Source organism: Kitasatospora sp. NPDC004745 (genome assembly GCF_042873275.1).
In the GTDB taxonomy this organism is placed as follows: domain Bacteria; phylum Actinomycetota; class Actinomycetes; order Streptomycetales; family Streptomycetaceae; genus Kitasatospora.
The window spans coordinates 327,220-346,014 of the sequence record NZ_JBIALK010000002.1; the positions used below are offsets into that span (position 1 = coordinate 327,220).

Consider the following 18,795-nt stretch of genomic DNA (forward strand, 5'->3'; position numbering starts at 1 on the left):
CCTTGGTCGTTTCAGGGGTCTCAGTCTGGCCGTGCCACCGGCGTGCCAGATGCCCCCGGCGCCGGTCTTTGCTCGCCGAGCGCCTGGCGGACGGCTTCGCCCATGCGGTCGGCGATGGCGCGGTCCCGATCGCTGGTCATGTGCTGGTAGATGAGCGCGGCTCGGGTGCTGCTGTGGCCCATCCGGGTCATGAGCTCCCGAGTGCTGGCGCCGTTCTGCGAGGCGAGGGTGTTCCCGGTGTGGCGCAGGTCGTGGAAGTGGGCGTCCGCGCTCACCCCGGCGGCGGTGCGGGCCCGGATCCAGTCGTCCCGGAAGTTGCTCCGGCGGAGCTTGCCGCCGCGGGGTCCGATGAACAGGTGCCCGTCCGGGCCGGGGCCGGCGTACCGGTCGAGGTGGTGCTCCAGGTCGTCCACGATCTCGGTGGGGAAGGCGACGGGGCGGAAGCCCGCGCGGCTCTTCGGTGCCTTGTCGTAGAGCCGTCCGCTGTTCAGCTCCGCCTGGTTGCGCTGCACCCGGACGAGCCGGTTCGCCAGGTCGACGTCCCGCCGGCGGAGAGCGGCCAGCTCCCCGAACCGGAGCGTAGTGAACGCGGTCAGCAGTACCAGGGCCCGCCAGCGCGGACCGATGGCGTCAGCGACGGAGAACACCTCAGACACGGAGAGGACAGGCCGTTCCGGGACGTCGTAGGTGTCGGCCCCCTTGATCCGGCACGGGTTGCGTTGGATCAACTCGTCATCGAGGGCGGTGTTCATGATGCCCCGCAGCAGCTGGTACGCCTTGACGACGGAGGGTTCGCCGGCCCCGGCCTCCAGGAGGGCGGAGCGCCAGGAGCGCACCCGAGCCGGGGTGATCTCGGCGAGTGTCCGGTGCCCCAACCCGGGCTGGATGTACTGGCGGAGGGTGATGGCGTACCGCTCGCGCGTGCTCTCCTCCAGCTTGCGGTCCCGCAGCCAGGCCGCGGCGAAGTCGCCGAGCTTGACCTTCCCGGCGTCCGGGTCGCTCCACCGGTCGCGCTTGATGTCGGCTTCGATGAGCGTGAGCGCGATATCGGCGTCCGTCTTGGTGGGGTAGGTCTGCTCACCGGGCCGCATCAGGCCGGTGACCGGGTCCGGATAGCGGATCTGCCACCGGCCGGAGGCGAGTTGGCGGACCGAGCCGAAGCGCCGACGGTTGCCCCTGGAGTTGGCCATCACGCCACCTTCCGGGCCGGACGACGGCGGGAGGCCACGGGCTGCACGGTCCGTTCGGCGATGAATGCGTCGATGGCCGAGGCGGGGATGCGCACGTGGTGGCCGAGCTTGACGTAGGCGATGCGTCGTTCGGCGATCAGCCGGCGGGGGAACCGTTCCCCGCTGGTCTCCCAGGTGCCGAGCAGTTCGGCGGCCTGTGCGGCGGTCAGCAGGCGGTCAGTCATGGGTCGGTTCTCCTTCCCTGCCAGGTGCGGGTTGCAGTGCTTGGGTGAGCCAGGCTTCGCCGCGGGTGAGGCCGAGGCCGGCGAAGGCCCAGTGGGCGAGGACGAGCGTGGTGTCATCGGTGGCCGGGGCGTCGGGGCCGTGGAGGCGTTCGAGAGTCTGGGCGCGGCGCCAGGCGGTGCGGGCGTCGCGGAGTGCGCCGAGGGTGGTCGAGTACTTGCGGGTCTTGGTGGAGAAGTGGCCGCGGAAGCCGAGCATGTGGGCCCAGGCGCGGAGGCGGAGTTCCGCCAGTTGGGGGCGGGCGCCGAGGTTCCAGCAGGTCCGGATGAGCCGGCGGGCGTGCTCGGGGATGTCGTGCTGGGCGATCTCGGCGAGGAACCGGACGGGGCGGTCCAGGGTGCCGGTGGCGGCTTCGGCGCCCTTGGTCGCGTACTTGGCGATGTAGGCGGCGACAGCCCGTTCGGTGATCTGGACGGGGCCGGTGAAGTCGGCGTTGCGGATCGTCCGGATGTCGATCTGCTTGCCGAAGGCGAAGCGGTGCTGTCGGCCGTCGACCAGCGGGCCGGCGATGTCGGCCCGGCGGGCGGCGGCGCGGATGGCGTCGGTGAGCAGGCCAGCGGTTGCCCAGGCGGGTGGGGGCGTATTCCCGCCTTCGGGGCCGTCGAGGCGGATGACAGCGTGGAAGTGGATGGCGCCGCGCTTCTGGTACTCGGCGACCTTGCCGAAGGAGACCCGGGCGATGTCCTTGAAGGCGCGCTGGGAGAGTCCGGCGAGCTTGGCGATCTCTCGGCGCAGGTGGATGGTGAACCGGGCCCAGATCTTGCCCGCGTGGGCGTTCCACAGGACATGGCCTGCGTAGTCGTACGTCTCGGGATCCAGCGGTGAGCCGAGTAGCGGGTCATCGGCCGGGTGGGCGGTGCCGCAGCGGCAGGCGCCGGAGCCGGGCCGGTTGTGGACGGGGCCGAAGCTGGGCGCGGTGAAGGTGGCGAACACCCGGGGATGGGCGGACACCGTCTCCGGGGTTCCCTTGCCGCCGACGAGTCCCGCGGTGATCAGGTGGTAGGTGTCGCGGCGGTAGGTCTCGGCGCACGACGGGCAGCGGGTGACGCGGCGGTTGCCGCAGCGCAGGAGCAGGTTCCCGGCGGGCAGGTCGGCCGACTCCATGTGGTGGAGTACTTGTCCGGTGGCTTCGTTGATCTCGGTGCGCCAGCCGTCGAGGCGGACGGGCGAGGTGCAGCCGGCGAGTCCGGACAGCTGTCGCATCAGGGCGGGCATGGTGCCGAGCTGGGCGATTCCAAGGAGATCGGCGACCGGCGGAGCGGTGGTGGTGGCCATCAGGCAGCCACCGCCAGCCGCAGGCGAGCGGGTTCCAGAACCGAGCGGAGGACCGCGGTGGCGAGGCCGGGCGGGACGGCGTTGCCGATCTGCTCGAACTGCTTGGTCCGGGAGCCGGTCCACGGGTGGCCAGCGGGGAAGTCCTGGAGAACACCGGCTTCGGCGGCGCTCAGTTCGCGCTCCGGGTCGGATTCGGTGGAGAGCTTCCACGACCGAGCGCGGCCCGTCAGGGTCCAGGCCGGGCCGGCGGTGGTGAAGCGGTTGCCGCCAGCGGTGTGCTCGCCGCGGGTGGTGACGTCGCCAGCGGAAAGCCCAAGGGCGTCGGCCATGGTGGTCCAGGCGGCGCGGCCGGGGCCGAAGAGGTTTTCGGGTTCGGACACTTTGGCGTGGGTGGCTTCGGGCGGGGCGACTTGGCGCGTCGTGGAGGCCAGGAGAAAGGCGCGGCGGCGGGTCTGCGGTATGCCGTGGTCGGCGGCGTTGAGGATGCCGACCCAGGTTGAGTAGCCGACCGTGCGCAGGACACGGGCCATGTGGTCGAAGAGGGGTTCCACCGAGGGGACTTCTTCCAGGGCGATCCATTCCGGGCGGATGTCGAGGGCGTACCTCAGAGGCTCGACGGCCAGGAGCGAGCGTGCATCGACGCAGGCGGTCCGAAGGACGGTGCGGGTGTCGCGGCCAGCGGCGAGGTCGTCAAGGGCTTGGTGGCAGAGCGTGATGTCGTCACCCCCGGCGCCGAGCCCGGCTGAGCTGAACGTCTGGCACGGCGCGGAGCCGATCAGGCCGGAGACCTTGCCGATGAGCGGGGCAGTCGGGTAGGCGGCGACGTCGGTGCGGATGGTGTGGTGGCCGGCGGCGGCGCGGGTTGTGCAGGCGGCGGCATCGATCTCAAGGCCGATGTCGGTGTGGCCGAGACGGCGCAGCCCCTCGGACCAGCCGCCGGGGCCGGCGAACAGGTCGATGATGTGGCGGTTCAATGCGGTTCCTCCCTCCGTGGGGAGGCCCCGGGACGGACCAGCGGTACCAGTCCCGGGGCCGGGCTGGTCAGGACTGGTCGGCGGGCTTCTGGTGGTGGTCGGTCCACTCCTCGGCACACACCTTGTGGACGGGCTTGCCGCGGTCGGAGCGGAGGTTGGTGGGCTTCTTGCAGACGCCGCAGGGAGCGGGCTTGGCGGCCCAGTGCTTGGAGTCGCGCCAGTCGAGGAGTGCCATCGGTCAGACCGCCTTGGCAGCGGTGGCCAGCGGGCGGGCGACGGTGCCGGTGCCGTGGCAGGTGGGGCAGGTGACCGGGACGGTGGCGCGGGAGCCGTCGCGGAGGCGGACGCCGGTGGCGATGTGCGCGGTGGCGTGACCCGAGCAGTTCGGGCAGATCCGGGTCGGGGCGTGGCTGTGCTGCGGCATGATGGTGCTCTCCTTCGTGGGCTTCGGTTCGGGAAGGGGTTGCGGCCTCGGGGCGGCGGGATGCTTGGCGGCGTGTTGCCGCCCCGGGGCCGGTCTTCGAATCAGCGGCGGCGGGAGGTTCGGCCGTCGCGCTTGTGCGCGTACATGTCCCGGTCGGCGGAGGCGAGCGCGTCCGTGAGCGAGACGACCGGCAGCTCGGCGACGGGGCAGATGCCCACCGAGGCGGAGGCCGGGAGCGTGAAACCGGCGTATGGGACCGGCTGGTTGAGGGCCGTGCGGAGGTCGGGCAGGCGCGCGGGGGCGTCCAGGACGACGGCGGCGAACTCGTCCCCGCCGAGGCGGGCGGCGATGCCGGAGCGGCCGCACCACGCGGACAGGCGGACGGCGGTGGCGGTGATGACCGCGTCGCCGGCGTCGTGGCCGTAGGTGTCGTTGGTGGCCTTGAAGTCGTCCAGGTCGACCAGCAGCACCGAGGCGCGGTCCGGGTGGCGCTGGGTCAGCCGGTGGGCGCGGGCGGTGAAGCCGCTGCGGGTGTGGAGCCCGGTGAGCGGGTCACGGCGGGAGGTGGCGAGGCGCCGGTTCAGCCAGGTGCCGTGGGTGGTCCATCCGATCAGCGGTACACCGGCGGCAAGGATCGTGGGCACGTCCATGTGCGGTCCTTCGTGTTGGGCGGGTGGTTGGGGGTTGCGATCTCCGGGCGGCGGGATACTGGCGGCGTGTTGGCCGTCCCGGGGAGGTCAGAGGCCGAGGCGCTGGGCGCGGACGGCGGCCTGGTCGAGCAGGTGGTGGATGTCGGCCCTGCGGGTGGTGGGGCGGTCGTTGTACTCGTCCGGGGAGCGGACGGGGCGCCTGGTGGCGTGCAGGATCTCCATGAGCTGGACCCGGGCGGTGGTGACCGTGGCCGGAGTGCCGTAGCCGTGGGCGAGGACGGCGGCCTGGGCGCCGAGGAGGCAGACGCGGCCGGCCGAGTCCCACATGGCGCCCTGGAGCCAGCCGAAGACGTCGATGTAGCGGGAGGTGAGCCGGAGGTGGCCGGCGGCGCTCACCGGGACCGGGCGGGCAGGGCGGTGGGTGACCCGGTCGAGAAGCGTGAGCCGCGGGACCGGGTAGCCGGCATTCCAGGCCTGGGCGGCGGAGCCGAGCGGTGAGACGTACGGCACGGCGATGCGGGCCGGGGCGGGCAGGGAGGCCAAGTACGCCTCGATTTCGGCGACGAGGCCGGAGCCGTCCACGGTGACCAGGGGCGGTAGGCGGACAGTGGTCTTCACGGGCAACTCCCTTGTCTTGTTGGTTACTTGGTGGTCTCGTTGATGATGTTCACGCCGTCGTGGGTGGTGTTGTCGATCAGCGGGGCGGCGGAGGTGTCGGCGAGGTAGAAGCCGAGGAGGACCAGCGCGGCGACGGCCCACCAGCGCAGTCGGAGGTTCCGGACGATGAACCAGGCGGCGAGCGCGAGGATCAGCAGGAAGGGCAGCTGGATGTTCATCACGTAGTTCCTTCAGGCGAGTTCGGCGGCGAGCGCCGAGGCGAGCGGGTCTTGGACTCCGAGGCGGGCGCGGAGCGTGGCGGCATCGATCGGAGTGCCGGTCCGGGTGCGGTGGTCGTCGGCGACCTTGCGGGCGTGGTCGAGGAGAAAGCCCGGGACCGCGGGCGCCGAGGCCGGCGCGGGGACCGGGGACGGTGCCGGGGCGGGAGCCGGTTCGATCGCCGGGACAGCCGCGGGCGCCGGAACCGGCATCGGCTCGACGTCCGGTTCGGTGATCGGTTCGGCGGCCGGGGCGTACAGCGGCGGGTCATCGTCGACCTCGGCGTAGTCCGGTTCCAGCTCGGCCGGCGGGGCTTCCTCGCCGGGCACGGTGGCCGAGTGGGCCAGCAGGGTGCCGCCGAGGAAGGCGGCGGCGGGCCAGCCGGCGACCAGGACTCGGAGCCAGGCCGGGGCGTGGCCGAGGTCGAGCAGCCCGGCGGTTCCGACGTTGGCGCCGAGCGAGGCGGCCAGCGCGATCACGAACCAGCACCAGGCGAGCCGACGGGCGGTTCCGCCGCGCATCCGGCGCCAGGCGGCGACGAGCAGGAGGTCGACGGACACCGGGTAGGCCCAGGACTTCCAGCCGCTCTGGCCGGCGGCCTCGGCGAGGTCGTGCAGGTGGGCGAAGGAGAGCGCGGCGGCGATCACCGCTTGCGCGAGTACGGCGTCCAGCTTGGGGAGTCGGCGCATGTTCATTCACCTGGTACTGGTCGCTCGGCGGGTGGCGGTGACGTAGAGGCGACGGTGGCCGGAGTCCCGCGCGGGGAGTTCCTTGACGTCGTGCACGCGCCACAGCCGGCAGAGGTCGGCGACGGCGGTCGGCACGTCGTTGACGTCGCAGATCACGCGAATCTGGATCACAGCGATGCCTCCATGGCGATGCCGGTACCGAGGCAGTCCAGGCACGTGGCCTCCTGCTCGGCGATCCGACGACGGCGGGCGCCACGGCCGACGTACACGGACTCGGTGGTCTGGCCGGTGCCCTTGCAGGGCTGACAGGGCGCAGGCTTCGGCGGCGCGGTGCGCTTGCGGGCGGCCACCGGGGTCACCGGCGGTTGCGCTGGGCGCGGTCGGCGGCGGCGCGGGCCTCTCGGGCGACCTGGGCGGCGTCGCGGTCGTCCGGGTTGGCCTGGGCGATGCGCTCCAGCAGGTCCGCCTTGTCGGCGAGCAGCGGGCCGGTGTCGGTGTCGGTGTCGTTGTCGCGGGCGGCTTTGAGGTGGCCGAGGAAGGCGCCGATCTCGGCGATGGACGGCTTGCGGGACATGGGCGGGTCTCCTCCTAGTCGAGGCATGGCGGGGGTTGGGACTTGGCACGAAGCGGTCGCGCCAACCGGTGAGTGAGGTGCCGCTACTCGGCGGCCGGGACCGGCGCGAAGGGCATCGGCGGGATGTTCGCCGGCGTGGCGGCCGGCGGGCGGAAGGCCGCCAGGCGGTCCAGGTCGGGCGTCAGGTGCGCGAACTCAGCGCAACGCTCGGCGACTTCGGTGAGCGAGCGGAACGGGGTGCGGATCGCGGACCACTGGCCGGAGGTGTCGCCGGCGACGGCCATCCCTGGCATGTCGGGGCTGATCCGGGTGGACGCGGCGACGGCGGCATCCGAGATGTCACCGAGCCCCATCTTCGCCGTCTCCAGGTCGTTGACCCGGTGGACGGTGCGGCTGGTGAGCTGGGAGCGGAGCAGGGTCGCGCCCTTGCCCAGCTCCGAGCCGAAGCGCTGGCCCGAGATCTCCAAGAAGATGCCCACGGCGCGGGCGAGTTGGGCGAGCCGGATGAGCGCCGTGACGATCTGGTTCCGCCGATCCTCATCGGCCCTGCTGGCGACCAGGAACAGCTCCGCGATCTCGTCCACCACGACTACGATCGGCACCGGCCGGACCTTGACGGGCAGGCCCCAGATATCGGCGGTCAGGTCCTCGGCCGCCACCGATCCGGGGACACCCTGGTGGTCGCGGATCAGGTCGTACCGGTCGTCCATCTCGACCAACAGCGCGAGCAGCAGGCCAAGCGCTTCGCCCTGGTCGGTGGCCAGCGCGGACATCCGCGGGGCGAAGGGGCGCTGTTCGACGCCACGCTTACAGTCGATGCCCACCAGGGCAACGGGCTGCGGAGCGAGGCCGTGGATCAGGTTCCGGGTGAACATCGACTTGCCGGACTGGTTGGCACCGAGGTTCAGCCCGTTCGGAGCCTGCCGGTAGTCCCGGTGGTGCACGGTCCCATCGGCCCGCAGCGCGACCGGGACCCGCAGCAGCTCATGAGACTTGGCGCCGGCGCGACGCGGCATGCGCACGTTCCGGAGAACGTCGAAGCCGACGATCCGCAGATCCACCACCCCGGGCTTGACCTCCGAGACGTGCACCGCGTGAACGCCCCAGGCGTGCCGAAGCCGCTCGGCCGCATCGTCCAGGTCCGACGTCTGCTGACCATGGGCGAGCCGGAGCCGGACCCGCAGGCCGGTCGAGCTCGCCTGCATGCCCCGGATCCTCGGCATCGCGGGCTTCGTCGGCCGATTGGTGGCGGACGAGGCCATGGCGCGCCAGAACGACGGTTCCACGGTCAGCCCGCAGGCCTCCATGACGTTCTCGAAGTCGTGCCAGATGCGGTGGACGGTCAGCGGGAGGCCGACGGTCGCCCAGTAGGTCCGGGGCATCTTCGCCTTGGCGTAGAGCGCTCCGGAGCCGACGGCGGCCGCGGGGACGCTCAGCTCCAGGAGCGTCGTCGTCAGGGTGTTCACGATGGTCAGGCGTTCGTGCCGACGAGGGCCGGCGCGGCGGTGACGGTCACGGCGTCGGCCCGGAAGGCGATGCCGGAGCGCTTCTGGCCGTTGAACTCGTTCTCCCACGGCCGGGCGATGAGCCGGGTGAGGCTGACCAGCACGCCCGGCGCCAGCCCGTCCGGGATGCCCGGCTGCGGCACGGTCAGGGACAGGATGTCGGCCTCGCCGTTGGCCACGAACGTGACGTCCAGCGTGACCAGCGGCGCGCCGGTCTCGGCGTCCATGGCCATCTCGCCGGTGCGGCGGTCCTTCAGCTTCGGTCGGGGCGCCTGGGCGACCATCACCAGTGCGGCGGTCGTGTCGACGGGGATGAAGCGCATTCTCTGGCTCCTTCATCGGGCACCCGGGTCAATGAGCACAGCCGGGTGCTTCTCCTCTAGCGGAGTGAAGCTCATGCACTCATGTACATGAGTTGATGGATAGAAGAGTGCCCGACTCCTGTACATGAGTCAACCCGCCGCGAGAAAGAATCTCGCGACGGGTTGCGGGAGTTGAGGTGGCGTCAGTCCCGTGCTGGGAAGCGGTAGTCAAGAACGAACTGGTCAGCAGCCATCACGGTGTCACAGACCTCGACGACGCGGCCGGCGTCCGAGATGGCGTCCCGGACGAGATGGATCACCGGGGAGCCGGGGCTCAACGCCAACGCCGCCGTCTCCGCCTTGGTAGCCAGGCGGGCCCGGACCGTCTCGGTGAACTCAGCCAGCCTGTGGCCGTGCTCCTCCAGCCGTGCGTAGATGCCACCGCCGCCGGGGTTCTCGGCGAAGGTCTCCGGGATGTCCTTGACCACGTCCCACGGCAGGTAGGACGTTGCTTCCTCGGTCGGAGTCCCGTCGCGGAAGTACCGTCGCTTGCGGGCCAGCACCTTCGAGCCGGCGGGCACGTTCAGCCGCTCGGCGATCTCCTCCGGGGCGTCGACCGGTCCGACGAAGAGCACGTTCACGGAGGGCTTGCCGCCGGATTGCTCGGCCTCGGCAAGATAGGCCGCCTTGCCGGCGAGCCGGTGGGCGCGGCGGAAGCGGTCCGAGGACTTGCGCTGGACCGGAGGACGGGAGCGGACGAAAGAGCCGCGGCCGTGGTGCGTCTCGATCAGCTGCGTCGTCCGTAGCTCGGCGACGGCCTTGCGGACCGTGCCGGAGGCCACTCCATAGCGCTCCATGAGCTCGGCTTCACTGGGGATCGCCGCCCCCGGGGCCAGGACCCCGGACCGGATCTGCGACGCCAGGTCATCCGCGATCTGCTGGTACTTCGCCTTCGCCGTCGATGCGGCCTCGCCACTCGCCATGGTGCTACAGGTCTCCTATTCTCCTGTACATGAGTACCAGTCCCTCGCGACAAGTTTCAACGCCTCTCCACTCCGTGTCCGTGGCCGGGGCGGTGGTGCGTGAGGACGGCCGGATTCTCGCGATCCGGCGAGCCGACAACGGCACCTGGGAACCGCCCGGCGGAGTGCTGGAACTGTCGGAGACGGTCGAGGACGGCGTGCGCCGCGAGGTGTACGAGGAGACCGGGATCAAGGTCTCGGTGGAGCGGCTCACCGGGGTCTACAAGAACGTGACCCGTGGCATCGTTGCCCTGGTCTTCCGGTGCCACCCCGAGGGCGGCAGCGAGCAGCTGTCCGACGAGTCGACGGCCGTCGCCTGGCTCACCCCGGAAGAGATCACCGACCGCATGGGCGAGGTCTACGCCGTCCGCCTGCTCGACGCCGTCCGGAGCGACACGGTCCCGCAGGTCCGGACCCATGACGGGCGGACGCTCATCGACATGCCGCGGGCAAGCTGAGTCAGCGAGTCTTCTTGCCGCGCTTGCCTATCTGGCTCCAGACATGGCGGTGGCGAGCGATGGTGAAGACCCGGTCCACCCTGCTCGGGGACAGCGCGGCCGGCCGAGTGGGCAGGACGTCGGCGATCTGTTCGCCATCGATGACCGTCACCGCCGGCGCCGCCCCAAGCGTGATCTTCTGGGCGCCGACGACGGCGATGACCGGGTGAACAGGCACCTCGAAGCCGCACCACTCGGTGAGCAGTCTGGCGGTACGGCTCGCCTCGAACTCCGAGTTCTCCAGGTACGGGAAGCCGTTGCGGTTGACCTTCACCACCTTGTCGCCGACCCACACGGTGGCGCCCGGGTGGTGCTTCGAGTTGACCGTGAAAACGCCCGGCGGACCGATCACCACGTGGTCGATGTCGGACCCGGACGGCAGCGGCACCCCGTGTAGGACCCTCCAGCCGGCGACCTTCAACGGCTCCAGCCGGGCCCCGACGATCTGCTCGCCCTCCAGACCACGAAGCGTGCTCGAATCGCCGAGACGCTGGCGAGAGAGCTTGGCAGCGAGGCGGACAAGCAGCCCGTACCGCTCTTCGCCCTCACGCACCAGGCTCTCCAGCCCGGCACCGGGCAGGTTCCGTGAAAGGTCGTCCTCGTCGCGCATCGGGGGCAGGAACGGGACCTCTGCACGAGGCTGCGGCACCTGTGCTGAGACCACCTTCGGAGGCAGGTTCTTCTCTCCGCGACGCTGGACGATGCGGGGCGGCACATGAGCGCCGAAGGATCGGCACCACTCTTCGACCTTGGCCAGTGCAGACTCCTCGAACTCCGGGAGCTCGACCATGACAACGCCGGTCTTGCAGTCCAGCCAGGCCACCGAATCGCCGCGGGCACCAGCCTTGTTGACGTAGAGCCGTTCCTTCCCCGGCACCCGCCAAGGCTTGACCACCAGCGCTGTCATGCGTCCCCCTCCGGCATGCGCGTCCTGACCATGGTCAGCATGCCCACGCGCGGATCGGCAGGAACGCGGAGAAGCAGACAGCCGGGCCAGTTCAGCCAGAGGCAAGGAGGCAGAGCGGAAGGGGTGCGAGAAGGAGGAAGCGGGAGGGTGGGTGCGTAAAAATCTTCTCCACGGGTTCAAGGGCGCGCACAGCGCGCCAGCGCGCGGCCCTGCCGCTCGCCGTCGCTCCTGTCTGCGCCCCGCTTCGGCGGCGGCCGGCCGCGCACGACGAGCGTGTGGCCGGGAGGGAGCCGGGGTTAGAGCCCGTCGTGGCTGGGGTCGGGCGGCTCCACGGTTTTACCCACCTCCCAGGCTCGGGGCCCGAGTCGAGCAAGAACGGGGGGCCACTCGGCCAAATTGCGGTCAGGCCCAAGAGCCCTGACCGAGTCGCAACAGCTTACGGCCCCCCGATCATGCTCGACCCCAAACCAGGCAGGACACCGGCCAAAACCGCTCCACCGCCCGCGCGAATCACGATCAGGGGTGCTGTTGGCCCCGCGCGACAGCCTGGTCGCGGAGCAGGCCGCCGATCTTCTTGCGCCGCTTGTTCGCGGCGACTGCCTTGAAGTCTATATACGCATGCCCAGGGGATGGTGCATTTTCTGGATCTGACGTGGAGTCGTCGACTGTTCGCAAGCCTTTAGCCGCGACCTCCTCGACGGAAACCGCATAAACAGCGGCAGACTGGAAGCGTTGTACTTCCGTGAAGTGCTGAAAAGCCTCTGTGGCGGAGACTATCGATTGGCGATTTACTGACAGCTCGCCATCGTCCTTGTCGGAGGGTGCGAAAGCTTGGCTCGACACCTGCCCGCCGTCGAGGAAAGCCGGATGAATCTGCCTCCAAAGGAGCTCCTTGGAGGCGGGAACCTGAACCTCGTTATCTCGGAGCTCGCCGAACTCATCCTGCGTACTCACGAATCCCCCTCCGGAGGAAGCTGATCACGTCCTCGAACTGACTCCACTTGTAAGTGGCCTCTTCCTCGTCGTCGTCATCAGTCTTCGAATAGGCGTACAGCTCCACCTTCTCGTCGCGGGTGATCTCTGCAGTGACTTCGCCATGGGCGCCAGACCACTCGAACTGGACCCCGCTCCGGTCTGTTGGAAAGATCCGAGGTCGCTCAATTCCCTCGTCAAGGAAGCTGAGTAGAAGGGATTCTGCCTGCCTTAGAACGATCTTGGAGATTTCCTCCCCGGCCCCCTCAAGCCAGCCGCTCTCAAGCTTTGACAGCTCAGTAAGGCGTTCCACGAGTTCTGAAGGAAGGACAGGCTCGATACCCAGGACATCCTGAATCTCGATAATATCTTCTGTCATCGACTGGATGGCGACGGCGCTCAGCGCTACTGTCGGGGCCATCGACGAAAGGTCTAGGTATTGCTTCAAGTCCGGTACGACATCGTCTGAGGAGAAGTGCCCGGAGATTACTCGCCCGTTCTCGGCGAGACGAAACTTGAAGCTTCCGTCATCAGCATAGATTCCTGTGACCTGGCCAGTGATTAGTGTTTCAACTTCAAATTTATCGAGCTTGGCTCGTTCCTGGAGTGACCGCCGCACTGCCTGCGAATAGACTGCAGCATGATCCGTTCCTGGATCAAACTCGATGAACTCGTCTTCCTGTAGACTGCGGCCAAATGTGGAAAACTCTCGAAGGGCGTGAACCGGGAAGTTTGGCGGGATTCTCTCCCCATCGGAGACGGCGCGGAGCGTTTCCTGGATCAGAACCCGAGCGTCGTCGAAGATTCCGAGCGCATCCCAATCAAAGAGGTCTGGCTCACTGGGTCGACTGACCTCAAGGACGGGAATAACGCTGCCTTCATGGACTGCCGCCAGACGAAGAGAGAAGCCGGAAGCGAAGCCGCGAGGAACTCGCTGCCTAGTCATGAAGCGCTGCTTGTACAGCCCTCGTGCCACATCCACCACAAGACGCTGGTACCGGGCGAACTCAGACAAGACATCGACCGGTAGGCCGTGCTGTTCATACCGGCCGCCGCGGAGGTGCCAGGAACCGAAGGTTCGCGCATCGCTACCCATGGGCCAACCCTACTAGTCTGAGTCGCAGGCGCTCAGGGGGTTCCGAGTCTGACACCGACCTGAGATCCAAGGCGCCGGCGGGCTGGACGGCGCACCTAATGACGGGTCGCCCCTGCGAGGCCGGAGCGATCCTGGTCAGCGCGAAGTGGACCGGCGATGCGGGGGTTGGAGCCCCAGTCGAGGCACCGCACCGTGCCGTAGGCGTGCCAGAACGGGCGGTACGTGGCGGTCAGCCACGGGCGCCAGCAGCGAGGCGACCGGGGAACGGGCAGGCCACGCGCGGTGCAGGTCAGAGCGGATGCTCCACACCAAGCCTTACAAAGCAGATGTCGGCGGTTCGAAACCGTCCGCGCCCACCAGCAGAACGAAGAAGCGCAGGCGGTGGCCTGGATCGGGAACGTGATCCCGATCCAGGCCACCGCCGTTTGCGCCGGTCTCCGGGTTCCTGGAGCGTCCGGATCTCCTGATTTCCTCCCAGATGATCACGGTGGGTGCGCAGGCCGGGGGAGATGGTGGGGTCGACGGCGCGTGGACCGAACTCGGCATCGAACCGCTGGTGTTGACCAGTCCGTGGCCGGCGGCCGGGTGGGGGTGCCTGGCGGGGTTGGTGACGGGGTACGGGGGTGGGACCGGGCGGGTTCGTTCGGGAGGCGGGGTGGTGCGGGCTGTGTTTGTGTGGCTGCAGACCGCTTGGGAGAGGTGAAGTGCCGTGACCATGCCCCCGTTCGGATCGAGCGATCCGTTCTCCGATCTGCTCAGCCGGTTCTTCGGGATGAGTCCGGTGGCCTCCCCGCCCGCCGTGCAGCGGGTGCCGATCGGGCGGCTGCTGAGCGAGTCCTCGCAGGAGCTGCTGGCGCTGGCGGCGCAGCGGGCGGCGGAGGACGGGAGCAGCGACCTCGACACGGCGCACCTGGCCTGGGCGGCCACCCGGGCGGAGCCGTCGCGCCGGATGCTGGCGCGGGCGGGGATCGATCCGGACCGGTTGCGCGGTGACCTCGAGCAGTCGCTGCCGTCCGGGAACACGTCCGGTAGCGGGTCGCGAGGGTTGCCCGGGGACGTGTCCGGGGCGGAGGGGCGGCCGGCGCTGACCCCGGCGGCGAAGCGGGCGCTGCTGGCCGCGCACGCCCGGTCGCAGGCGGCCGGGGCCTCGTACATCGGTCCGGAGCACATCCTGGGCGCGCTGCTGGACCAGGAGCGCTCCGGTGCGGGGACGGCGCTGCGCAACGCGGCGCCCTCGCAGGAGGCGCTGAAGACGGTGCTGGACGGGCGCGGGGTGGGTGGTGAGCGCAGCAGCACGGGCGCGCACCCGAGCGAGACCCCGACGCTGGACGAGTACGGCCGGGACCTCACCGAGGCGGCGCGCGCGGGGCGGCTGGACCCGGTGGTGGGGCGGGCCGAGGAGATCGAGCAGACCGTCGAGATCCTCTCCCGGCGGACCAAGAACAACCCGGTGCTGATCGGGGAGCCGGGGGTCGGCAAGACCGCGATCGTGGAGGGGCTGGCGCAGCGGATCGTCTCCGGGGACGTGCCGCAGAGCCTGCGCGAGAAGCGGGTGGTCACCCTGGACCTGACCGCCCTGGTGGCCGGGTCCAAGTACCGGGGGGAGTTCGAGGAGCGGCTGAAGAGCGTGATCGACGAGGTCACGGCGGCGGAGAAGAGCGTGATCCTCTTCCTGGACGAGCTGCACACGGTGGTCGGTGCCGGGGGCGGCGGCGAGGGCTCGATGGACGCCGGCAACATCCTCAAACCGGCCCTGGCGCGCGGTGAGTTGAGCGTGGTCGGGGCGACGACGCTGGACGAGTACCGCCGGTACGTGGAGAAGGACGCGGCGTTGGAGCGGCGGTTCCAGCCGGTGCTGGTGCCCGAGCCGAGCGTCGAGGAGACCGTCGAGATCCTGCAGGGGCTGCGGGACGCCTACGAGGCGCACCACCAGGTGCGGTTCACCGATGCGGCGCTGGACGCGGCGGCGTCGCTCTCCGACCGGTACGTCAGTGACCGCTTCCTGCCGGACAAGGCGATCGACCTGCTGGACCAGGCGGGTGCGCGGGTGCGGCTGCGCAGCCTGAGCGGGTCGACCGCGGCGACCGGGGTGCAGGACCGGATCACCAAGCTGAAGCGGGAACTGGAGGAGGCCGTCGCGGACGAGGAGTTCGTGCGGGCCGCCAACCTGAAGACGGAGCTGCGGCAGACCGAGGACGAGCTGGCGGCGGTCGGGGAGTCCCGCGAGGAGGTCGTGGAGGTCACCGCGGACGACATCGCCCAGGTGCTGTCGTCCCGGACCGGGATCCCGGTGGCGGAGCTGAACGCGACGGAGCGGGAGCGGCTGCTCAAACTGGAGGAGCACCTGCACGAGCGGGTGGTCGGCCAGCACGAGGCGGTCACAGCGGTGGCCCAGGCGGTGCGCCGCGGCCGGGCCGGGATGGGCGACCCGGAGCGGCCGACCGGCTCGTTCCTCTTCCTCGGGCCGACCGGCGTCGGCAAGACCGAGCTGGCGAAGGCCCTGGCGGCGCTGCTCTTCGGGGACCCGGACCGGATGATCCGCTTCGACATGAGCGAGTTCCAGGAGAAGCACACCGTCTCCCGGCTGGTGGGTTCCCCGCCCGGGTACGTCGGCTACGACGAGGCGGGGCAGCTGACCGAGGCCGTGCGCCGCAAGCCGTACAGCGTGCTGCTCTTCGACGAGGTGGAGAAGGCGCACCCGGACGTCTTCAACCTGCTGCTCCAGGTGCTGGACGACGGGCGGCTGACCGACTCCCAGGGGCGTACGGTCGACTTCCGGAACACCGTGGTGATCATGACCAGCAACATCGGGTCGCAGCGGATCCTCGAGCGCGCCGGAGCGGTGGACGCCCGGAGCGGGGCACCCGACCAGGCGCTGCGGGACGACCTGATGCGCGACCTGCGCCAGCAGTTCAGGCCGGAGTTCCTGAACCGGATCGACGAGGTGATCGTCTTCCACGCGCTCACCCGGAAGGACCTGCTGTCGGTGGTCGACCTGCTGCTGGAGCGCAGCCGGCGCCGGCTCAGGGCGCAGGACGTGCGGCTGGAGGTCACCGAGGCGGCCAAGGAGTGGCTGGTCAACCGTGGTTACCAGCCCGAGTTCGGGGCCCGGCCGCTGCGTCGGACGATCCAGTCGGAGCTGGACAACCGGGTGTCGAACCTGCTGCTGGACGGCACGGTGCGGGAGGGGGACACGTTGATCGCGGACGTGGGCGACGGCGAGCTGGTGGTCACCCTGGCGCGGCCGGAGGCGTCCGCGGACGTCGCGGTGGCGGAGCAGGGAGCGCCGGCGGCAGGGTGACCGGGGGCCCGGCGAGCGGGTCGGGCCGCGCGCGGTCGGGCCGGCGGGCAGAGAGGCAGACAGGGCAGGCAGGCGGGCAGACCGGCAGGTCGGCGTGCCCGCGGGCGGGTTCGGGCGTACTCCCGTGGGAGTACGCCCGAACGCCACTGGTGGAGGACGCGTGGGGAGGCGGCGCGGGTCTAGCCTTCCGGGCATGATGCCGCGCACGCCCCCGCCGTCGGAGGACCCCCCGGTCGGGCCGGGGACACCGGAACCGGCCGGGCCGCCGCAGCCGCCCGGATCGGCCGGGCCGCCGTCCGAGCCGCCCGGGCCGCCCGAGCCGTGGCGCCCGCCGTGGGTGCGGGCGGCCAAGGCGGGCTGGCCGCTCGGGCTGGCGGCCGCGGCCGCGATGATCCAGGTGGTCGGGTCGACGTTCGCCGCCCGGAACCAGCCCGGCCGGGTCCCGCTGGACGGGCTGGGCTACTTCCTGCTGCTGGTCGGCCCGGCGCTGCTGGTGCTGCGCTGCCGCCGGCCGGTCGCGGCGGTGCTCGGCACCTCGGTGGTCACGGCGGTCTACCTGGGCGCCGGGTACCCGTACGGGCCGGTGTTCCTGAGCTGGCTGATCGCCTGCTGCGCGGCGATCGGCGCCGGGCACCGCCGGGCGGCCTGGGCGGGTCTGGCCGGTGTGTACCTGGTGCACGTGCTGGTCACCTTCGTGCTCCCGGAGGACTGGCAGCGCACGTCGTCGTCCGGTGTCGCCTGGCAGGAGGAACTCGGCCTGCTGGCCTGGCTGTTGCTGGTCGCGGTGGGCGCCGAGCTGGTCCGGTTCCGGCGGGAGCGGATCGCCGCGCACCAGGCCTACCGGCAGCAGGTGGAGCAGCGCCGGGCGAACGAGGAGCGGCTGAGGATGGCCCGGGAGCTGCACGACATCCTGGCGCACAGCCTGTCGCTGATCAACGTCCAGGCGGGGGTCGCGCTCGCGCTGCTGGACCGCCGGCCGGAGCAGGCCCGCACCGCGCTGGTCACCATCAAGTCGACCAGCAAGGAGGCGCTGGGGGAGGTCCGCCAGGTCCTCGCGACGCTGCGCGGGCCCGGTGCGGCGCCGCGCGGACCGGCGCCCGGGCTGGACCGGCTGGACGAACTCACCGACCAGGCCGACCGGGTGGGCCTGGCCGTCGAGGTGCACGAGGACGGTGACCGGCGGGCGCTGTTCGCCGCCGTCGACCTCACCGCCTTCCGGATCGTCCAGGAGGCGCTGACCAACGTGATCCGGCACTCGGTGGCCCGGCAGGCCGTCGTGGTCCTGGACTGGCGGGATCCGGCGGTGCTGGTGGTCCTGGTCGAGGACCCGGGCCCGGCCGTGCTGGGCGACGCGGGCGGTTCGGGCAGCGGACTGGCGGGGATGCGCGAACGGGCCGGCGCGTTCGGTGGCACCATCACGGCGGGGCCGCTGCCCGGCGGCGGCTTCCGGGTCAGGGCGGAGCTGCCGACACCGAAGGCGGAGAGTGAGTGATTCGGGTACTGCTGGCGGATGACCAACTGCTGGTCCGGGCCGGGTTCCGCGCCCTGCTCGACCTGGAGGACGACCTCACGGTGGTCGGCGAGGCGGACGACGGCGAGGCGGCGGTCCGGCTGGCCCGCGAACTCCTGCCGGACGTCGTGCTGATGGACGTCCGGATGCCGCGGATGGACGGCCTGGAGGCGACCCGGCGGATCGCCGGGGACGAGGCGCTGTCCTCCGTACGGGTGGTCGTGCTGACCACCTTCGAGCTGGACGAGTACGTCTTCGAGGCGCTGCGTTCGGGGGCGGCGGGCTTCCTCGTCAAGGACACCGACCCGGCCGAGCTGCTGCGGGCGATCCGGGTCGCGGTGGCGGGGGACGCGCTGCTGTCGCCGGGGGTGACGCGGCGGCTGATCGGCGAGTTCGCGGCCCGCTCGAAGGGGCCCGGGGCGGCGCCGGCGGGGCTCACGGACGTCTCCGCGCTGACCGAGCGGGAGCGGGAGGTGCTGGCGCTGGTCGGGATGGGGCTGTCCAACGACGAGATCGCCCGGCGGCTGGTGGTGAGCCCGTTGACGGCCAAGACGCACGTGAGCCGGACGATGCTGAAGCTCGGCGCCCGGGACCGGGCGCAACTGGTGGTGCTGGCCTACGAGTCGGGGCTGGTGCGGCCGGGCTGGCTGGGCTGAGCGGCGGTAGGGACGCGGGCAGCCGGGCCGATCGGCGGTGGGTCCGAGGGCCGGTGAGTCCGAGGGCCGGTGGGTCCGAGCGGTGGCAGGGAT

Annotated in this window: 23 protein-coding genes; 4 read left to right on the forward strand and 19 right to left on the reverse strand. The window is 70.8% G+C overall.

From position 1 onward, the window contains the following. Positions 1-20 precede the first annotated feature (20 nt). The 16 genes from ACFYUY_RS05040 to ACFYUY_RS05115 form a co-directional block, all read right to left on the reverse strand. On the reverse strand, positions 21-1,190 hold the full coding sequence (locus ACFYUY_RS05040; RefSeq protein WP_387898028.1) for a tyrosine-type recombinase/integrase: 1,170 nt from the start codon (positions 1,188-1,190) through the stop codon (positions 21-23). Beyond that, positions 1,190-1,414, reverse strand: coding sequence for a helix-turn-helix domain-containing protein (locus tag ACFYUY_RS05045; RefSeq protein WP_387898030.1), 225 nt, complete (start codon positions 1,412-1,414; stop codon positions 1,190-1,192). The genes ACFYUY_RS05040 and ACFYUY_RS05045 overlap by 1 nt, the downstream gene beginning before the upstream one ends. After that, positions 1,407-2,747, reverse strand: a complete 1,341-nt coding sequence (locus tag ACFYUY_RS05050) for a replication initiator (RefSeq protein WP_387898032.1) — start codon at positions 2,745-2,747, stop codon at positions 1,407-1,409. Before ACFYUY_RS05050 ends, ACFYUY_RS05045 begins: the two co-directional genes overlap by 8 nt. Next, positions 2,747-3,721 (reverse strand): DNA cytosine methyltransferase, encoded by a 975-nt coding sequence (locus ACFYUY_RS05055; protein ID WP_387898034.1) that lies wholly within the window; start codon positions 3,719-3,721, stop codon positions 2,747-2,749. Before ACFYUY_RS05055 ends, ACFYUY_RS05050 begins: the two co-directional genes overlap by 1 nt. Before the next feature lie 67 nt (positions 3,722-3,788). After that, positions 3,789-3,956 (reverse strand): hypothetical protein, encoded by a 168-nt coding sequence (locus ACFYUY_RS05060; protein ID WP_387898036.1) that lies wholly within the window; start codon positions 3,954-3,956, stop codon positions 3,789-3,791. A gap of 3 nt (positions 3,957-3,959) precedes the next feature. Continuing rightward, positions 3,960-4,145, reverse strand: coding sequence for a hypothetical protein (locus ACFYUY_RS05065; protein ID WP_387898039.1), 186 nt, complete (start codon positions 4,143-4,145; stop codon positions 3,960-3,962). Positions 4,146-4,246: 101 nt separating this feature from the next. Then, positions 4,247-4,795 carry a GGDEF domain-containing protein gene (locus tag ACFYUY_RS05070; RefSeq protein ID WP_387898041.1) on the reverse strand — a complete coding sequence of 183 codons (549 nt, stop codon included), beginning with the start codon at positions 4,793-4,795 and terminating at the stop codon, positions 4,247-4,249. An 87-nt stretch (positions 4,796-4,882) separates the two neighbouring features. Beyond that, positions 4,883-5,413: a hypothetical protein gene (locus tag ACFYUY_RS05075; protein ID WP_387898044.1), complete on the reverse strand. Its 531-nt coding sequence runs from the start codon at positions 5,411-5,413 to the stop codon at positions 4,883-4,885. Positions 5,414-5,436: 23 nt separating this feature from the next. After that, positions 5,437-5,631: a hypothetical protein gene (locus ACFYUY_RS05080; RefSeq protein WP_387898047.1), complete on the reverse strand. Its 195-nt coding sequence runs from the start codon at positions 5,629-5,631 to the stop codon at positions 5,437-5,439. 12 nt (positions 5,632-5,643) lie between these two features. Then, complete coding sequence (locus ACFYUY_RS05085; protein ID WP_387898049.1) at positions 5,644-6,360, reverse strand: DUF2637 domain-containing protein; 717 nt, start codon at positions 6,358-6,360, stop codon at positions 5,644-5,646. 6 nt (positions 6,361-6,366) lie between these two features. Continuing rightward, a complete protein-coding gene (locus ACFYUY_RS05090; protein WP_387898051.1) occupies positions 6,367-6,531 on the reverse strand; it encodes a hypothetical protein in 165 nt (54 codons plus the stop codon). Next, a complete protein-coding gene (locus tag ACFYUY_RS05095; protein ID WP_387898054.1) occupies positions 6,528-6,710 on the reverse strand; it encodes a hypothetical protein in 183 nt (60 codons plus the stop codon). The genes ACFYUY_RS05090 and ACFYUY_RS05095 overlap by 4 nt, the downstream gene beginning before the upstream one ends. A gap of 5 nt (positions 6,711-6,715) precedes the next feature. Continuing rightward, positions 6,716-6,934: a hypothetical protein gene (locus ACFYUY_RS05100; protein WP_387898056.1), complete on the reverse strand. Its 219-nt coding sequence runs from the start codon at positions 6,932-6,934 to the stop codon at positions 6,716-6,718. An 83-nt stretch (positions 6,935-7,017) separates the two neighbouring features. Beyond that, the gene (locus ACFYUY_RS05105) at positions 7,018-8,400 is read right to left on the reverse strand and encodes an FtsK/SpoIIIE domain-containing protein (RefSeq protein ID WP_387898059.1); all 1,383 of its coding nucleotides are present in this window, start codon (positions 8,398-8,400) and stop codon (positions 7,018-7,020) included. A gap of 5 nt (positions 8,401-8,405) precedes the next feature. After that, a complete protein-coding gene (locus ACFYUY_RS05110; protein WP_387898060.1) occupies positions 8,406-8,762 on the reverse strand; it encodes a hypothetical protein in 357 nt (118 codons plus the stop codon). Between the two features lie 182 nt (positions 8,763-8,944). Then, a complete protein-coding gene (locus ACFYUY_RS05115) occupies positions 8,945-9,724 on the reverse strand; it encodes a GntR family transcriptional regulator (protein ID WP_387685950.1) in 780 nt (259 codons plus the stop codon). Between the two features lie 17 nt (positions 9,725-9,741). On the opposite strand from ACFYUY_RS05115, the gene ACFYUY_RS05120 reads away from it, so the two are divergent. Continuing rightward, a complete protein-coding gene (locus tag ACFYUY_RS05120) occupies positions 9,742-10,221 on the forward strand; it encodes an NUDIX hydrolase (protein ID WP_387898654.1) in 480 nt (159 codons plus the stop codon). Position 10,222: 1 nt separating this feature from the next. On the opposite strand, the gene ACFYUY_RS05125 is transcribed toward ACFYUY_RS05120, so the two are convergent. The 3 genes from ACFYUY_RS05125 to ACFYUY_RS05135 all read right to left on the reverse strand — a co-directional run bounded on the left by ACFYUY_RS05125 (position 10,223) and on the right by ACFYUY_RS05135 (position 13,235). Continuing rightward, positions 10,223-11,167, reverse strand: a complete 945-nt coding sequence (locus tag ACFYUY_RS05125; RefSeq protein ID WP_387898063.1) for a nuclease-related domain-containing protein — start codon at positions 11,165-11,167, stop codon at positions 10,223-10,225. Positions 11,168-11,683: 516 nt separating this feature from the next. After that, positions 11,684-12,121: a hypothetical protein gene (locus ACFYUY_RS05130; protein ID WP_387898065.1), complete on the reverse strand. Its 438-nt coding sequence runs from the start codon at positions 12,119-12,121 to the stop codon at positions 11,684-11,686. Further along, positions 12,105-13,235, reverse strand: coding sequence for a hypothetical protein (locus tag ACFYUY_RS05135; RefSeq protein WP_387898067.1), 1,131 nt, complete (start codon positions 13,233-13,235; stop codon positions 12,105-12,107). The genes ACFYUY_RS05130 and ACFYUY_RS05135 overlap by 17 nt, the downstream gene beginning before the upstream one ends. A gap of 715 nt (positions 13,236-13,950) precedes the next feature. Between ACFYUY_RS05135 and ACFYUY_RS05140 the strand changes: the two genes are divergently transcribed. The 3 genes from ACFYUY_RS05140 to ACFYUY_RS05150 all read left to right on the forward strand — a co-directional run bounded on the left by ACFYUY_RS05140 (position 13,951) and on the right by ACFYUY_RS05150 (position 18,702). Next, positions 13,951-16,536, forward strand: coding sequence for an ATP-dependent Clp protease ATP-binding subunit (locus ACFYUY_RS05140; protein ID WP_387898657.1), 2,586 nt, complete (start codon positions 13,951-13,953; stop codon positions 16,534-16,536). A gap of 193 nt (positions 16,537-16,729) precedes the next feature. Then, the gene (locus ACFYUY_RS05145; protein WP_387898070.1) at positions 16,730-18,028 is read left to right on the forward strand and encodes a sensor histidine kinase; all 1,299 of its coding nucleotides are present in this window, start codon (positions 16,730-16,732) and stop codon (positions 18,026-18,028) included. After that, positions 18,025-18,702 carry a response regulator transcription factor gene (locus tag ACFYUY_RS05150; RefSeq protein ID WP_360220474.1) on the forward strand — a complete coding sequence of 226 codons (678 nt, stop codon included), beginning with the start codon at positions 18,025-18,027 and terminating at the stop codon, positions 18,700-18,702. Before ACFYUY_RS05145 ends, ACFYUY_RS05150 begins: the two co-directional genes overlap by 4 nt. Positions 18,703-18,795 lie beyond the last annotated feature (93 nt).

Bases quoted from the DNA above. Each gene is read 5' to 3' on its own strand.
- ACFYUY_RS05065 (WP_387898039.1), bottom strand. From the start codon at position 4,145: ATGCCGCAGCACAGCCACGCCCCGACCCGGATCTGCCCGAACTGCTCG.
- ACFYUY_RS05070 (WP_387898041.1), bottom strand. From the start codon at position 4,795: ATGGACGTGCCCACGATCCTTGCCGCCGGTGTACCGCTGATCGGATGG.
- ACFYUY_RS05040 (WP_387898028.1), bottom strand. From the start codon at position 1,190: ATGGCCAACTCCAGGGGCAACCGTCGGCGCTTCGGCTCGGTCCGCCAA.
- ACFYUY_RS05145 (WP_387898070.1), top strand. From the start codon at position 16,730: ATGATGCCGCGCACGCCCCCGCCGTCGGAGGACCCCCCGGTCGGGCCG.
- ACFYUY_RS05125 (WP_387898063.1), bottom strand. From the start codon at position 11,167: ATGACAGCGCTGGTGGTCAAGCCTTGGCGGGTGCCGGGGAAGGAACGG.
- ACFYUY_RS05085 (WP_387898049.1), bottom strand. From the start codon at position 6,360: ATGCGCCGACTCCCCAAGCTGGACGCCGTACTCGCGCAAGCGGTGATC.
- ACFYUY_RS05100 (WP_387898056.1), bottom strand. From the start codon at position 6,934: ATGTCCCGCAAGCCGTCCATCGCCGAGATCGGCGCCTTCCTCGGCCAC.
- ACFYUY_RS05060 (WP_387898036.1), bottom strand. From the start codon at position 3,956: ATGGCACTCCTCGACTGGCGCGACTCCAAGCACTGGGCCGCCAAGCCC.
- ACFYUY_RS05115 (WP_387685950.1), bottom strand. From the start codon at position 9,724: ATGGCGAGTGGCGAGGCCGCATCGACGGCGAAGGCGAAGTACCAGCAG.
- ACFYUY_RS05110 (WP_387898060.1), bottom strand. From the start codon at position 8,762: ATGCGCTTCATCCCCGTCGACACGACCGCCGCACTGGTGATGGTCGCC.
- ACFYUY_RS05050 (WP_387898032.1), bottom strand. From the start codon at position 2,747: ATGGCCACCACCACCGCTCCGCCGGTCGCCGATCTCCTTGGAATCGCC.
- ACFYUY_RS05140 (WP_387898657.1), top strand. From the start codon at position 13,951: ATGCCCCCGTTCGGATCGAGCGATCCGTTCTCCGATCTGCTCAGCCGG.
- ACFYUY_RS05045 (WP_387898030.1), bottom strand. From the start codon at position 1,414: ATGACTGACCGCCTGCTGACCGCCGCACAGGCCGCCGAACTGCTCGGC.
- ACFYUY_RS05080 (WP_387898047.1), bottom strand. From the start codon at position 5,631: ATGAACATCCAGCTGCCCTTCCTGCTGATCCTCGCGCTCGCCGCCTGG.
- ACFYUY_RS05135 (WP_387898067.1), bottom strand. From the start codon at position 13,235: ATGGGTAGCGATGCGCGAACCTTCGGTTCCTGGCACCTCCGCGGCGGC.